We start from the raw sequence: 14,951 nt of genomic DNA on the forward strand, positions 1-14,951 counted from the left end.
GATACTCAGAGATGCTCGGACGCGGCCTTCACGGCGCAGTGGCCGGTCGCGCCCCGGACCGCCAGCCCGACGCCGACCACGAGCGCCAGCAGGCTCAGGAGCTTGTTGGGACGGGGCTGCGCCGCGGCGGCGGCGATGCCGAGGCCCAGCGCCACCGAGACGGCGCGCTCCGTCGTCGACAGGTTCGGCTGCCCGCTGAAGATGTCGTGCATCATGTCGTTGGCCATGAGGGTCTCCGGTTGGGAAGTCGCGGGGGAACGCGGCATCCGGCGCCCCGTTCCCGGCCGACGGCCGGCGGAGCCCCCTCCCGGCGGCGCAACGAAAAGGGCGCGGCCCCGGAGGACCGCGCCCGTCCGCGACATCCCGCGCCGACCGAGGCCGGCGCGGGCGTCCCGCGTACTTACTCGCCGGCCTCGCGGCGGCGCTCGCCGCGGTGGCGGCCGCCCTCGCGCGGCTCGCGCGGCTCGTCGCCGCGCTCGGCCCGCTCGGCGTCGCGCTGAGCCTTCACCTTCTCGGTGATGTCCTCGCCCGTCTGCTGGTCGACGACCTTCATGGACAGGCGGATCTTGCCGCGGTCGTCCTGACCGAGGAACTTCACCTTGACCTTGTCGCCTTCCTTGACGACGTCCGTCACCTTGGCGACCCGGTTCGCGGCGAGCTCCGAGATGTGGACGAGGCCGTCCTTGGCGCCGAAGAAGTTCACGAAGGCGCCGAACTCCATGCACTTCACGATCGTGCCGTCGTAGATCACGCCGACCTCCGGCTCCGCCACGATCGAGCGGATCCAGTTGTAGGCCGCCTTGATCGCCTTGCCGTCGGCCGAGGCGATCTTCACGACGCCCGTGTCCTCGATGTTGATCTTGGCGCCGGTCTTCTCGACGATCTCGCGGATCACCTTGCCGCCGGTGCCGATCACGTCGCGGATCTTGTCCGTCGGGATCTGCATCGTCTCGATGCGCGGCGCGTACTCGCCGAGCTCCGGACGGGCCGCCGTCAGCGCCTTGGCCATCTCGGCCAGGATGTGGGCGCGGCCGTCCTTCGCCTGGGCGAGGGCGATCTTCATGATCTCCTCGGTGATGCCGGCGATCTTGATGTCCATCTGGAGCGAGGTGACGCCCTCGTCCGTGCCGGCCACCTTGAAGTCCATGTCGCCGAGGTGGTCCTCGTCGCCGAGGATGTCGGACAGGACCGCGAAGCGCTCACCCTCGAGGATGAGGCCCATGGCGATCCCCGCCACCGGACGGCGCAGCGGCACGCCGGCATCCATCAGCGACAGCGAGCCGCCGCAGACCGAGGCCATCGAGGACGAGCCGTTGGACTCGGTGATCTCCGACACGACGCGGATCGTGTACGGGAACTCGTGGGCGGGCGGCAGGACCGGGCGGATCGCCCGCCAGGCGAGCTTGCCGTGGCCGATCTCGCGGCGGCCCGGCGAGCCCATCCGGCCGGTCTCACCGACGCTGTAGGGAGGAAAGTTGTAGTGGAGCAGGAAGCGCTCCTTGTAGGTGCCTTCCAGCGCGTCGATGAACTGCTCGTCCTCGCCGGTACCCAGCGTCGCCACGACCAGCGCCTGGGTCTCGCCGCGGGTGAACAGGGCCGAGCCGTGGGCGCGGGGCAGAACGCCGACCTCGGAGAGGATCGAGCGGACCGTCTTCACGTCGCGGCCGTCGATGCGGGCGCCGCTGTCGAGGATGTTCCAGCGGACCACCTTCGACTGAGCCTCCTTGAAGGCGGCCTTGACCTTCTCGGCCGGGAACTTCTCGGCGCCCTCGGGGCAGAGGGCGGCCATCACCTTCGCCTTCACGGCGTCGACGGCGGCGTAGCGCTCCTGCTTGACGGTCTTGGTGTAGGCGGCGCGGAGCTCCGCCTCGCAGACCTCCAGGACGGCCTTCTCGACGTCGGCGTTCTCGGGGGCCTTGAAGTCGCGCGGCTCCTTGGCGGCCTTCTCGGCGAGGCGGATGATCGCCTCGATCACCGGCTGGAAGTGCTTGTGGCCGAACATCACGGCGCCGAGCATCACCTCCTCGGAGAGCTCCTTGGCCTCCGACTCGACCATCAGCACCGCGTCCTGCGTGCCGGCGACGACGAGGTCGAGGCTCGACTCTTCCTTGGTCTCGGTGACCAGCGGGTTCAGCCGGTAGCCGCCGTTGATGTAGCCGACGCGGGCGCCGCCGATCGGGCCCATGAACGGCACGCCCGAGATGGTCAGGGCCGCCGAGGCCGCGACCATCGCGACGATGTCGGGATCGTTCTCGAGATCGTGGGTCAGGACAGTGACGACGACCTGCGTGTCGTTGCGCCAGCCGTCGATGAAGAGCGGGCGGATCGGGCGGTCGATGAGGCGGGAGACCAAGGTCTCCTTCTCGGAGGGACGGCCCTCGCGCTTGAAGTAGCCGCCCGGGATGCGGCCGGCGGCGTAGGCGCGCTCCTGGTAGTTCACGGTGAGCGGCATGAAGTCGATGCCGGGCTTCGGCTCCTTGGCGGCGACCACGGTCGCGAGCACCGAGGTCTCACCGTAGGTGGCGATGACGGCGCCGTCGGCCTGGCGCGCGACCTTGCCGGTCTCCAGGACGAGCTTGCGGTCGCCCCACATCAGCTCTTCGCGTTGAACGTCGAACATTCTCAATCTCTTCCTTGCCTGCGGCGGGCCCAAGCCCGGCGCCGCCCGGGGGCAAGACGGCGAGACACTGCGCCCGAGAACGCTCGGCGAAGTGTCTCGCGATCCTGCCCCGACGCTGGCGCCTCGAAGCGGCCCGTTTGTCGGGAGGCCGGACCCATTCCGGCAGCCCGCGATGGTGAAACGCGGCCCCGGGCCGGGCCCGGAACCGCGCGAGGGTGCCTTAGCGGCGGATGCCGAGACGCTCGATGAGGGCGCGGTAGCGGGCCTCATCCTTGCGCTTGACGTAGTCGAGCAGCGAGCGGCGCTGCGAGACCAGCTTCAGGAGGCCGCGGCGGGAATGGTTGTCCTTGCCGTGGGCCTTGAAGTGGCCGGTCAGGTTGGTGATCCGCTCGGTGAGGATCGCCACCTGGACCTCGGGGGACCCGGTGTCCTTGGCGTCCTTGCGGTGTTCCTTGATGAGCGCGGTCTTGCGCTCTGCCGTGATCGACATCGCGTGCCTTTCGGGTTGTGCTGGTCGGATGCGGCGCCCCAAACGGGCGCGCGCGGGCTCGGCGTTCGGCCGGTGCCGGGATGTCGTCCAGCACGGTCACAGCGCCAAGCGGCTCAAGCCCCGCCCGGCAACCCGGGTCGAGGCCGCGCGATCCATACACGAAACCGACGGTTATGCCAGTCCCGAGCCGGGCGGGCCGCAGCGGTGGCGCGTCGCGGCTGTCCGGGCCCGTCCAAAGAACGGTTAACGCCGCCGTGCTACCCGGAACCGCTCACGCGACGCGGCCCGGCGATGAACGGCACCTTCTCGGATGCGTGCGGCGTCGCCGTCGCGACGCTGCTCGGTATCCCCCTCGTTCTCCTGCCGGGCTACGCCCTGGGCGGCCTGACCGGCATCCTCGGGTTCCGCGCGCTCGCGCCCGGCGACCGCCTCCTGTGCGGGGCGCTCCTCGGGATCGGGCTGCTGCCGGCCCTCGACAGCCTGCTGATCCAGGCGGGCGGCGTCCCGGTCGCGGCCCTCGCGACCGGCGCCCTCGGGCTCGCCGCACTGCGGCCGGTCTTGCGGAGCCTGCGCGAGTCCCTCGACCAAGCGGCGCTCGCCCTCGCGCTGCTCTGGCTCAGCGTCGTGGCCTACGCACTGATCGACGTCGATACCGGCACCGCCCTCTACCGGCCCGTGACGATCATCGACCTCGTCAAGCACGCCGCCCTGACCCGCGCGATCGTCGAGCACGGATTACCGCCGGTGGACCCGTTCTTCGCCCGGCCCGAGCGGGCGGGCTACTATTACGGCTTCTACACGCTCACCGCCCTGGTCGACTGGGCGGGCGGACGGCTGGTCGACGGGCGGACCGCCTTCGCGGGCATGGCCTTCTGGACCGGCCTCGCGCTCCTCGGCCTGATCGACCGTCTGCTCGCGGCGACCGGACTCGTCGCGGACGCCGTGCCCCGGCTCGTGCGCCGCGCGGTGCTGATGCTGCTGCCGGCCGGAAGCCTCGACATCCTGCTGGTCCTCGCCGACCGAGCGACGTCCGGGACCTGGCTGCCGGTCCCGGAATGGCTGAACGAGCAGGTCCTCAACTGGCCGGCCTCGCTGGTCTGGGTGCCGCACCACGTCGCCGGCGCCCTGGCCGGGTGGCTCGGACTCCTGGCCCTGGCGGAGGTCGCGGACCGGACACGGCCGGACAGGCGCGCGGAGACGGCGGCGATCGGCGTCGCGGCACTCGCCTTCGCGGCCTGCGCGGGCCTGTCCGTCTGGGTCTGCCTCGGCACGGCGGGAGCGGCCGGTGCCTGGCTGGTGCTGCTCGGCCTAGAGCGCCGCTGGCGCGCCGCGGCCCGGCTGGCGGTTGCCGGCCTGCTCAGCGCCGCACTGGCCGCCCCCTACCTGCTGAGCGTCCTGGCCAACCGGACGGACGGCGGCGCGCCGGTCCGGTTCTCGATCCGACGATTCGGGCCGCTCGACGGCCTCGTCGACGAGCCGGCCCTGAGCGCGCTCCGCCTGATCCTTCTGCCCCTGAACTACTACACGGCCCTGGGGGTCTGCGCCGCCGGTGCGCTGCTGTTCTGGCGCCTTGTGCCGCGTCGGGAGGCGCACGGGCGCGAGGCCGGGCGCCTGCTCACGCTCTGCGCCGCGGCGAGCCTGTTCCTCGGCGGTTTCCTGCGCTCGGCGATCCTCAACAACGACCTCGGTGCGCGCGTGGTCCTGCTCGCGCAGGTCGCGGTCCTGGTCTGGACCGTGGTGGCCCTGACCCGCCTGAGCGAGGCGCGGCGGCTCCGGCTCCCCGGCCTCCTCGCCGCACTGCTGATCCTCGGCTACGCGACGACCCTCTACGGCTTCGTCGGGATGCGCGCCTATCCCGCCTCGGACCGGCCCGCCTTCGCCCGCCTCGTCGGCCGTCCCGATATCGACCGGGCGCTGCGCGCGGCCTACGCCTGGGCAGGCACGCACCTGCCCCGGGACCTGGTGCTGCAGCAATCGCCGGTGCCGCACCGGGTGTTCGATTTCGGGCTCTACGGCCTCCAGCCGACGGGGGTGGCCGACGCGGAGGCGCGCCTGTTCGGCGCCCCGCCGGACGCCGTGACGTCGCGGCTCGCCGACGTCGCGCCGGTCTTCCGCGACCGCCTGGACGGCGCCGAGGTGCGGCGGCGCGCCGAAGCGGCCGGGATCGGCGCCCTGGTCGTCACCGCGCAGGACGCCCCCTGGAGCAGCCCGGATTCCTGGGTCTGGCGCAGCCCCGCGGTCTACGCCGATCCGCTCGTCCGGATCCTGCGGGTCCAGGATCTCCGTGGAGGATCTCCGTGACTGAACCCAGTCCCGCGGCACCCACCCGCCCGCGCGCCGGGCAGGCCCTGCGCTGGCTCAGCGCCCAGGCGCTGCTGCAGGCCGGCGCCGTTGTCGTCGGCTTGGCCTGCTTCGTGCTGCTGTTCCAGACGGATCTGTGGTCCGGCGTGACGATCCTGTTCTACCGCGGACTGATCCTGCTCGCGGTGGCCTTCCTGCTGACCCTGGCGGTCACGGCGACGCTGGCCGGGCTTGGCCGGGCCTGGGGATTGCGCCGACGGGACGCCCTCGGCGCCTGCGTCCTGTCGCTGTCCCTGAACCTCAGCGCCTTCGTGATCCTGCCGGTGACGGTCGACCGGTCGATCAGCGTGTTCCTGCTCGGCCAGATGGCCGCCCATCCCGGGGAGCGCTTCACGCCTGAGCGGGCGCGGGTGGTGTTCGAGCGGGTCTATCTCGGCGAGTTCCGGCAGATGGAGCGGCGCCTCGCCGAGCAGCAGGCCTCCGGCAACGTCGCGCGAGCGGGTGACGGCTACGTCATCACCCCGCAGGGCAGCGCCTTCGTCCGCTTCTGCGGCCTCGTCGCCCGGGCGTTCCGGACCGACACCCGGATGATCGCCGCCGCACCGTCCCCGCCCGGCGGGGGCGACCCGGAAGCGCGCGGCGGGGCCCCTGAACCCGATCCCGCGGGCGCGGTGCGGCGGTAGGCTGTATCGACTCGGGATGAGGACGGTGCGGCGCCGGTCCGGGCGGTTCCGCGGAGGCCGCGGTCCGGGCATGAAAAGTGCCGGGTGACGATCCGGGCGAGGGAGAACGGACGCGATGGCGGAGTCCGCGGTGACCACGGGTGAACGGGCGGGCGCGGGGCGCGGACTCGCCCGGAGCCTCACCGCGCCGGGCCTCGTCGCCATCGGCCTCGGCGCCACGATCGGCGCCGGCATCTTCGTGCTCACCGGGACGGCGGCGGCGCAGTACGCGGGCCCGGCGCTCAGCCTCTCCTTCGTGATCGGCGGCGTCGCCTGCGGCCTCGTCGGCCTGTGCTATGCCGAGCTGGCCGCCATGATCCCCGAGCCGGGATCGACCTACACCTACACCCGCGCGAGCCTCGGGCGGCTTCCCGCCTGGATCATCGGCTGGGACCTCGTCCTCGAGTTCGCCGTGGCGGCGGCGACCGTGGCGGTGGGCTGGTCGGGCTACGCGCAGTCCCTCGCGGCGGAGTTCGGCCTGCATCTGCCGCCGGCCCTGGCCGGGGCGCCCGGCGCCGGCGGCCTCGTCAACCTCCCGGCGGCCGGGATCGTGCTGCTGCTCAGCGCCCTGCTGATGCGCGCCACCGCGGAGGCGTCCCTGGTCAACGGCCTGCTGGTCGCCTGCAAAGTCGCGATCATCCTGGCCTTCGTGGGCGTCGGCGTGGCCCATTTGCGTCCCGAACTCTGGCACCCGTTCGTGCCGGAGAATGCCGGGACCTTCGGCGCCTACGGCTGGAGCGGCGTGTTCCGCGGCGCCGCGGTGGTGTTCTTCGCCTTCGTGGGCTTCGAGACCGTGGCGACGGCCGCGGGCGAGTGCCGGGCACCGCAGCGCGACGCGCCGGTCGGCCTGATCGGGTCGCTGCTGATCACGACGATCCTGTACGTGGCCATGGCGGCCGTCCTCACGGGACTCGTGCCCTATCGCGAGCTGGACGTCGCCGACCCGGTCGCCAAGGCGGTCGACGTGATCGGCCTGACGGGCTTCGCCACGATCATCAAGGCCGGCGCCCTGATTGGCCTGACCACCTCGGCGCTGACCGCCCTCTACGGGCAGAGCCGGATCTTCTTCGCCATCGCCCGCGACGGGCTGCTCCCGAGGATCTTCTGCCGGGTCCATCCAGTAACGCGGGTGCCCGTGGCGAGCCAGCTGGTGATCGGCCTGTTCACGGCGGCCGTGGCGGGGCTCGTGCCCATCGACGTCCTGGGCGAGATCGTCAGTATCGGCACGCTCCTGGCCTTCTGCCTCGTCTGCGCGACGGTGCTGATCCTGCGCCGAACCGATCCGGACCGGGCGCGCCCGTTCCGGGTGCCGGCGGTGACCCTCATCGCCGGACTGGGGATCCTGTCCTGCGTCACGCTGATGGCGTCGCTCCCGGCCGACACCTGGATCCGCCTCGCGGTCTGGCTGGCGATCGGCCTCGCGATCTACGCCGGCTACGGCCGGCGGCACGGCCGGCTCAGCTGATCAGGTTGATGGTGGCCTGCGCGAGCGTCTTGATCGAGGCCGAGGCGCTCAGGCTCAATTCGTAGTTCCGGACCACCCGCTGGAGGTCGGCCGATTCGACCGCGACGTTGACGTTCGGCAGACGGACATAGCCGGTCGGGTCGGCCCCGGGATTGGTCGGGTCGTAGCGGGTGCGGAAGCCGGTGGTGTCGCGGACGATCCGGCCGACCGGGTCGCGGGGGCTGTCGGCCGCCACCGGGGCGAACACCGCGATCTTGCGGGCGTAGGGGGCACCGCCCGGGGTGGTCGGGACCGAATCGGCGTTGGCGAGGTTCTCGGAGATCGCGCGGATCCGCCCGCTCTGCACCTGCCGGCCGGCGGCCAGTGCGCCAGCGGCCGAGTTGAGGGCGCTGGTATCCGGCATGCGCGGGCCCTGTCGACGGCGAGGATCTGACCGAATCCTTGCCGAACAGTCTTAACCGGGGGTTAAGACGCCCGCGCGGAGAGGCTCAGCGCGTCCCGAAGATCCTGCCCGTCGGTCAGGCGAAGGCCGCGGCGGCGCAGCGCGGCCAGCATCGCGCGGTCGGGGAACGGGCAGTAGGGCAGAACGGGCTCGGACCGCCCCTCCGGCAGGGTTCCGCTCCGGGTGACGTCCTCGAGCAACCGGTCGAGCATCCCGCGCCCGTGGGCGTGGAGCGCCACCGAGGCCCGGGTCGCGGTGGTACCCTCGGGCAGCGCCAGCGCCTCCTGGGCGAGGATCGCGCCGGTGTCGATCGCGGCGGCCAGCCGGTGCAGGGTCATGCCGAACTGCCCGGGCCCGTCGGCCAGCGCGTGGATCGTCGGCACCGGGCCCCGGTGGCGGGGCAGCAGGCCGGGATGCCCGTTGATCCCGCCGAGCCGCGCCAGCCCGATGGTCTCGGGCTTCAGGATCTGGTCGAAATGGTAGGTGAGGATCAGGTCCGGCGCCGCGTCCCGGAGGGCCCGCGCGACGTCGGGACCGTTGACGTCGTCGACCGTCAGGGTCGGGACGCCGAGGCGGCGGCACAGGGTCCTGAGCGGCGTCGCCTCCGGCGCGTCGCCGCTTCCCGACGCCGCCTGGGTCAGGGGCGCCAGGGGCCGCAGCAGGTCCGGCAGGCCGAAATTGACCGCGAGGTAGGGCAGGATCCCGGGGCCCGAGCGTGCGAGGTGCCTCCGGATCTGCCCCGTGAGGCCGCCGCTCGACGGCCGCTCGGCGTTGGAGAGCCCGACCAGCGCGATGTCGGCCCGGAGATCGGCGACGAGCCGGCGCACCGCGCGGGCGTTCGGCAGCGCCTCCAGGACGAACAGCGCGATCCGGGGTCGCGCCATCAGCGCCGCTTCCGGCGCTGGAAACGGAAGGCGTAGAGGCCGGCCTTGCGGACGTTCTCGGGCAGGAGCAGCACGGTGCGCGCGAGCGCCGTGAGGATGAACGGGAATGCGATCACGTCGCGGTTGGCCGCGATGCCCTTGGCGATCCGCACGGCCGCCTCCTCGGCGCTGATCTCGAGCGGCCGCCAGCCCTTCAGCTCGCCGCCCATCGGCGTCTTCACGTAGCCCGGGGTGACGACGTTGACCTTCACGCCGCGGGGCGCGACCTTCTGGCGCAGGGCGAGACCGTGGGCGACGAGCGCGGCCTTGGCACCGCTATAGGCCGGCGCGTCCTGGAGCGGCGCGTAGGCCGCGAGCGACGACAGCAGCACGATCTGGCCGCGCCCGCGCTGGAGCATCAGCGTCAGGGCGGGCAGGATCACGTTGAGCGTGCCGGTGTAATTGATGTCGGCGGTCTCGAAGGCCACGTCCTCGGCCTCCACCTGCCCTTCCTGGTTGCCGCCGTTCACCGCCGCGTTGGCGATGACGAGATCGAGGGGGGCCTCGGCATCCGACCGGTGGACCAGCGCCACGGTGGCGGCCCGGTCGCGGGTGTCGAGGCGGGCGGTCTCGACGGCGGCGCCGCTGGCGCGGCAGTCCCGGGCGACCGCCTCCAGCCGCTCGGCGTTGCGGCCGACGAGGATGAGGCTCGCGCCGGTTTGCGCGTAGTGGCGCGCCAGCGCGGCGCCGATGCCGCTCGACGCGCCGGTGATCAGAATGCGGGGCATGGGGCGGGTTACGCCGCCGCGCGGGGAAAGATCAAGGCCGGGAACGGCTCACCGGCGGTTAAACGCGCTTCAAAGGCCGCCGAATGGCGACGGCCCGGGAGCCGGGCGAGCCCGGTCAGTAGACCGGCGCGAGCTCGCCGTCGCGCTCGGCCGCCTCACTCACCGCCCGCGCCGCCGCCAGCATCGCATCGGGGAGGGCGGCCTCCATCCGCGGTACCGAGCCGGCCACCGCGCGGTCGATCGCCTCCTTGGAGAAGAAGCCGCCGTTGACCTGGGTCCGGTGCAGGACCACGCGGCGGAAATCCGCCATCAGGTCCGTCTCCGGCGGCGTCGGATTCTTCCAGAAGCTGTCGAGGTCGCCCTGATGGGTCAAGCCGGCCATGTTGTAGATCGCGGTGCCGACCGCGTGGGTCGGGCAGCCCATCTCCAGGGACAGCATCCCCACCGTCGAGTTGACGATGACCACGCCGCGGGCGCCCTTGATCAGGGCCGGCAGGTCGCCGCCGTCGATGAAGTCGAGCCGGTCGCTGACGCCGTGGCGGCGGGCCGAGGCGCGGGCGAACTTGCGCCAGTTGATCAGGCCGCTGTCGAGCGGGTGCAGCTTCACCAGCAGCCGGGTCGGCGCCGACGAGCCGTCCGCGAAGGACTTGATCACCCGGTCCATGAAGCCCTCGACGCCGAGGAACGGCGAGTGCACCCGGATCTGGTAGTCGCTGTCGAGCTGCAGCGGCAGCAGGAAGTAGTCGCAGCCGACCGCGCGGTAGATCTCGTCGCAGCGCGCCGCCTCGCGGCGGGTATGCGCGCGGCGGGCGAACTTCTTGATCCAGCCCGCATACTCGGCCGCGATATGGGTCGGCCGGTGGCTGCGGAAATGGGGGAAGAGGTATGGGAACAGGACGTTGGCGAGGTTGTAGCCGACGTCCCAGACGCTGCGCCGGGCCATGTCGCCCGTGGAGGGCATCGCCCGGCCGGGTTGCGGCAGGCGCCGCGCCAGGGCGCGGATCTCGGCAGCCGTCCGGGGGAGGGACGAGAAGCCGTTCACGCCGCCCAGCTCGCAGGTGATCCAGTTCGGGCGGATATAGCCCTCCTCGAACACGTGCACCCGCAGGCCGCGATACTCGGCGATCATGCGGGCCGCCTTGTGGAACGGCCGGCAATCGCCGAACAGCACGATGTCGGTCACGCCCTCGCGGTCGAGATAGGCGTCGAGATACTCGCCCCAGGTCTCGCGGCGACCGCGGTAATTATCGGCCTCGCCGCTCCAGAACAGCCAGTCGCCGGGGCAGAGATTGATGCGCCGGACGGAGTGTCCCCGCGCGCGCAGCGCCTGTCCGAGATCGGAGAAGAACGGCGTCGCGATGCCCTGCAGGAAGAGGAAGGTCGCGGGGCGGTCGCGGAGGGCGTCGGGGGCGGGCTGTTGCATTCCGCGGCGCTTCTGTCCTTGACCCTGGGCCGGATGAACCGAACCGGCGAGAGCCTCTTGAGGTGGCACGGTGCCCGGCGAGCCCGCAATCCGAAGCCATGCCGCGGCATGGCGTTTCCGCGCCGGCGTGGCCCGTCTGCAACGGTCCCGCGTCTGCGGCCTAGCCTCCGGAATAGGCGGGCAATCGCGGCGACGATATGTCCAAATCCTTTCCAGGACGTGGCGACGGCGACGCGCGCTCAGGTTGTCCCCGCGTTGCATCACCATCCCATGCCGGCGAAAATGCGCTACAGGCCTGTTCCGCACCTCACCCGACCGGAGCCGGACGCACCCACCATGCCCGCTGACCCGATCCCGTCACTCTACGCGACCGGCCGCACGATCCGCCGCCTGCGGGCGGAGATCGAGGCCGCGACGGGCCTCGCCTTCGGTCCGGCGCGCCCTGGCGCCGTCGGCGCGACCTGGGGCGCGGGGAGCCTCGCCGGGCGCCTGCTGGCGCTGACGGGGCGGCGCCGGCTCGTGGTCGCGCCCGGGCCGCTCCTGAGCCCCTACGACTCGCCGGAGTCCGGCTTCGCATCCCTGCGGATCACCCTCGACGGGGCGCCTCTCGGCGGGGAGGGCGGCGTCCATTACCTCGACCCCTGGACCGGGGCGCCGATCGACCGCGCGACCTGCGCCGAGCGGGTGGCGTGGCTCGCCACGCGCTTCGCCGAGAACGACCGGCGGGTGGTCTATGTCGGGATGTCGCGCTGGAAGCGGCCCGCCCTCGACGTCCTGGGCGCGGGCCCCGCCGGACGGCCGATCCACACCATGACCACCGAGGCCGCGATCGCCGCGGGACAGCGCCACGGCGGCCGCCTCCTCGCCTGGGCGACGCGGGCGCCCGGTCAGCTCGAGGAAGCCTGCGCGCGGGCCGGCCTGCCGCTGGCCCGCGTGGAGGACGGGTTCCTGCGCTCCGTGGGGCTCGGCGCCAGCCTGCAGCCCGGCGCCTCCATCGTGGTGGACGACCTCGGCATCTACTACGACCCGCGCCGGGAGAGCCGCCTGCAGCGGCTGCTCGCCGAAGCCGACTTCACCCCGGACCTCGTCGCCCGGGCGCGGCGCCTGCGCGAGGAGGTCGTGGCGCGCCGGCTCAGCAAGTACAATGTCGGCCTCGACGCCGCCGCGCTCGACTGGCCGGCCGGCCGGCGGATCGTCCTCGTGCCCGGCCAGGTGGAGGACGACGCCTCGGTGCGCCACGGCTCGCCGCTGGTCCGCTCGAACCGGGCGCTGCTGGAGGCGGCGCGGCGGCGCAACCCGGACGCGTTCCTGCTCTACAAGCCGCATCCCGACGTGGAGGCCGGCTTCCGGCCCGGCATCATCCCAGAGGCGGAGGCCCTGACCCTGGCCGACCGGATCGTGGGCGGCATCAGCATCGTCGACCTCCTCGACCGGGTGCATCACGTCGAGACCATGACGTCCCTCGCCGGGTTCGAGGCCCTGATCCGCGGCCTCACCGTGGCGACCCACGGCCGGCCGTTCTACTCCGGCTGGGGCCTGTCGGAGGATCTCGCGCCGGGCGCCGACCGCGGCCGCCGGCTGAGCCTCGATGAGCTGGTGGCCGGCGCCATGATCCTCTACGCGCGCTACCTCGACCCGGTGGCGATGAAGCCGTGTACGCCGGAACAGCTCCTCGACCGCCTCAGCGCGGCCCGGGCGGCGGCGCCGCGCAACGCCCTCTCCCTCGGCCGGACGGCCCACCTGGTGATGCGTGCCCGCTACGGCCTCCTCAATCCCGTCGTGCGGGCCCTGCGCAGCCGGCGCGGCGTCGGCCGCGAGGCCGGCGGCGGACCGCGCTAGGGCGCGGCGCGCGGCGCGAATCCGGTTCCGCGAGACCCTGATGTGACACCAAAGCGATAGCGCGCGCTGCTAGAGTCCGCCCGCAACCGCCCGCCCCGGGACCGTTTCCGATCATTCCGGATCAGGAACGGATCGCAAGCCCTTGCTCCCGCGCGCTGTTTCCTGCCGGACCGGATGCCGGCGGCGAGCAGGCCCGCCCCACGCCGAGTGCCCGTGTCTTGACGACGTTCCTCATCGCCACCGGTCTCGCGCTCGCCGTGTGCCTCGCCCTGGAGGTGTTCGCGGGCGACTCGATCACCCGGGCGAGCCTCGCGCCCCGGGATCTCGGCCTGCGGCTGCTCGGCTACCTGCTGATCCTGCTGTTCTGGTTCGAGTTCTCCTGGCGGCCCTGGCTCGCCGGGCTGACCTGCGTGATCACCGTGGCGATCCTGATCGTCGTCAGCCGCGCGAAGCGCTCGGTGATCGGCGAGCCGCTGCTGTTCAGCGATTTCGCCCTGCTGCCCCAGGTGCCGCGGCATCCGCAGCTCTACTACATCCCGCCCCTGTGGGACCCGCGCATCTCCGTGCCAGTCCTGCTCACCGCGGCGTTCACCGCGCTGTGGTACTGGATCGAGCCGAGCGTGCTGCCCGCCGCGACCGTGTCGCGGGTGCTGGCGATGCTCGGCCTCCCGCTCGCGCTCTGGCTGCTGGTCAAGGCCGCCCCGCGGCCGCCGCTCGCCCGGCTGATCGCCCGCTGGTTCCCCGAGCCCGACCTGGAGGCCGACGTGACCCGGGTCGGCCTCCCGGCGAGCCTCCTCGGCTACACCGCCCGCGCGATGGCGGGCGGCGTGCCGGTGCCCGCGGCGCCGACGCTGCCGGAGGGCCCGGGCGACGATGTCGTCGTGGTGATCCAGCTCGAATCCTTCGTCGATCCGGAGCGGCTCGGCGGCGCGAAACTGCCGGCGATGGACCTGTTCCGAACCTGGGCCGCGCAGTACGGGCGCCTGCGGGTTCCGGCGCACGGCGCCTACACGATGCGCAGCGAGCACGCGGTGCTCACAGGCCGTCCGTCCGAGAGCCTCGGCTTCGGCCGCTACGACCCCTACACGTCCCGCAGCGGCGACGAGCCGACGAGCCTCGCCCGGCTCGCCGGGAGTCGGGGCTACGGGACCCTGTTCCTGCACCCGTTCCACCGCGACTTCTTCCGCCGGGCGCGGGTGATGGAGGCCTTCGGCTTCGCCGATCTCGTGATGGGCGAGGCGTTCGCGGAGGCGCCGCGCGTCGGGCCCTATGTCGGGGACGTCGCCCTCGGCGCGCGCCTCCTCGCGGAAGTCCGGGCCCGGCGCGCGCCGCTGTTCCTGTTCTGCGTGACCATGGAGAACCACGGCCCCTGGAAGCCCGGGCGGCTGCCGGGCATCGACGATCCGCAGGCGCAGTACCTCCATCACGTCGCCAATACCGGGCGGATGGTCGAGGATCTCGTCGCGGGCCTGGACGCCGTCGCCCGCGAGCGCGGCCAGACCATCACGCTCTGCGTGTTCGGCGACCACGCACCGTCGCTGCCGAGCTGCAAGCCGGGCTTCGGCGGGCGGACGACCGAGTACGCCCTGTTCCGCTTCGGCCGCCCGCAGGCGGTCCCGCGCCGCGCCGACATCGCCGCCGACGAGCTCGGTCGGGCGCTCCGCAGGGCCCTCGCGACGGCACCTGCGGACATCGCCGCGGGGACATGATACGGTTAAGCTTGCGCGGCATAAGCGTGGCCGTGCCACGCTGGTGACGCATTGCCCGCGGATAGCGCGACCGTCCGCACGGCGGCCGCCGCACCGGCGCGGTCGTTAAAGCGATCGCAGCGTTTGGCGGTCAAACTGGGTATCCCGGCCCGGGCCAGCGATGGCGCGGGCTCGGCGAGGAGAAATCTTTGTGATGCTGCGTAAGACGGCGTGCACCGCCCTGATGGCCGCCCTCGCGGCTGGATCTGCCGGCGGCTGCACGTACATGCCCGCGGCGGGTCCGACGGCG

Annotated in this window: 12 protein-coding genes; 5 read left to right on the forward strand and 7 right to left on the reverse strand. The window is 72.6% G+C overall.

The features are described from left to right. Positions 1-5 precede the first annotated feature (5 nt). From ACLBYG_RS23675 to rpsO, 3 genes are all read right to left on the reverse strand, one after another. Positions 6-227: a YgaP-like transmembrane domain gene (locus tag ACLBYG_RS23675; RefSeq protein WP_020093742.1), complete on the reverse strand. Its 222-nt coding sequence runs from the start codon at positions 225-227 to the stop codon at positions 6-8. Positions 228-400: 173 nt separating this feature from the next. Further along, positions 401-2,620: a polyribonucleotide nucleotidyltransferase gene (gene pnp, locus ACLBYG_RS23680; RefSeq protein WP_447683096.1), complete on the reverse strand. Its 2,220-nt coding sequence runs from the start codon at positions 2,618-2,620 to the stop codon at positions 401-403. Between the two features lie 220 nt (positions 2,621-2,840). Then, positions 2,841-3,110 (reverse strand): 30S ribosomal protein S15, encoded by a 270-nt coding sequence (rpsO, locus tag ACLBYG_RS23685; RefSeq protein ID WP_447683097.1) that lies wholly within the window; start codon positions 3,108-3,110, stop codon positions 2,841-2,843. A gap of 291 nt (positions 3,111-3,401) precedes the next feature. Between rpsO and ACLBYG_RS23690 the strand changes: the two genes are divergently transcribed. From ACLBYG_RS23690 to ACLBYG_RS23700, 3 genes are all read left to right on the forward strand, one after another. After that, the gene (locus ACLBYG_RS23690) at positions 3,402-5,411 is read left to right on the forward strand and encodes a hypothetical protein (RefSeq protein WP_447683098.1); all 2,010 of its coding nucleotides are present in this window, start codon (positions 3,402-3,404) and stop codon (positions 5,409-5,411) included. Beyond that, on the forward strand, positions 5,408-6,094 hold the full coding sequence (locus tag ACLBYG_RS23695; RefSeq protein WP_447683099.1) for a hypothetical protein: 687 nt from the start codon (positions 5,408-5,410) through the stop codon (positions 6,092-6,094). Before ACLBYG_RS23690 ends, ACLBYG_RS23695 begins: the two co-directional genes overlap by 4 nt. 115 nt (positions 6,095-6,209) lie before the next feature. Next, on the forward strand, positions 6,210-7,598 hold the full coding sequence (locus ACLBYG_RS23700) for an amino acid permease (RefSeq protein ID WP_447683100.1): 1,389 nt from the start codon (positions 6,210-6,212) through the stop codon (positions 7,596-7,598). Here ACLBYG_RS23700 and ACLBYG_RS23705 read toward each other — a convergent pair. The 4 genes from ACLBYG_RS23705 to ACLBYG_RS23720 form a co-directional block, all read right to left on the reverse strand. Beyond that, positions 7,591-8,001, reverse strand: a complete 411-nt coding sequence (locus tag ACLBYG_RS23705; RefSeq protein WP_020093747.1) for a flagellar basal body rod protein FlgC — start codon at positions 7,999-8,001, stop codon at positions 7,591-7,593. The genes ACLBYG_RS23700 and ACLBYG_RS23705 overlap by 8 nt on opposite strands. 62 nt (positions 8,002-8,063) lie before the next feature. Further along, positions 8,064-8,924: a formyltransferase family protein gene (locus ACLBYG_RS23710; RefSeq protein WP_020093748.1), complete on the reverse strand. Its 861-nt coding sequence runs from the start codon at positions 8,922-8,924 to the stop codon at positions 8,064-8,066. Continuing rightward, positions 8,924-9,691: an SDR family NAD(P)-dependent oxidoreductase gene (locus tag ACLBYG_RS23715; RefSeq protein ID WP_020093749.1), complete on the reverse strand. Its 768-nt coding sequence runs from the start codon at positions 9,689-9,691 to the stop codon at positions 8,924-8,926. Before ACLBYG_RS23715 ends, ACLBYG_RS23710 begins: the two co-directional genes overlap by 1 nt. Before the next feature lie 115 nt (positions 9,692-9,806). Then, positions 9,807-11,114: a capsule biosynthesis protein gene (locus tag ACLBYG_RS23720; RefSeq protein ID WP_091681229.1), complete on the reverse strand. Its 1,308-nt coding sequence runs from the start codon at positions 11,112-11,114 to the stop codon at positions 9,807-9,809. Positions 11,115-11,450: 336 nt separating this feature from the next. On the opposite strand from ACLBYG_RS23720, the gene ACLBYG_RS23725 reads away from it, so the two are divergent. Further along, on the forward strand, positions 11,451-12,953 hold the full coding sequence (locus ACLBYG_RS23725) for a capsular polysaccharide export protein, LipB/KpsS family (RefSeq protein WP_091681227.1): 1,503 nt from the start codon (positions 11,451-11,453) through the stop codon (positions 12,951-12,953). 218 nt (positions 12,954-13,171) lie between these two features. Then, positions 13,172-14,662, forward strand: a complete 1,491-nt coding sequence (locus ACLBYG_RS23730; RefSeq protein WP_447683101.1) for an LTA synthase family protein — start codon at positions 13,172-13,174, stop codon at positions 14,660-14,662. Positions 14,663-14,951: the final 289 nt, after the last annotated feature.

Source organism: Methylobacterium sp. D53M (genome assembly GCF_053345625.1).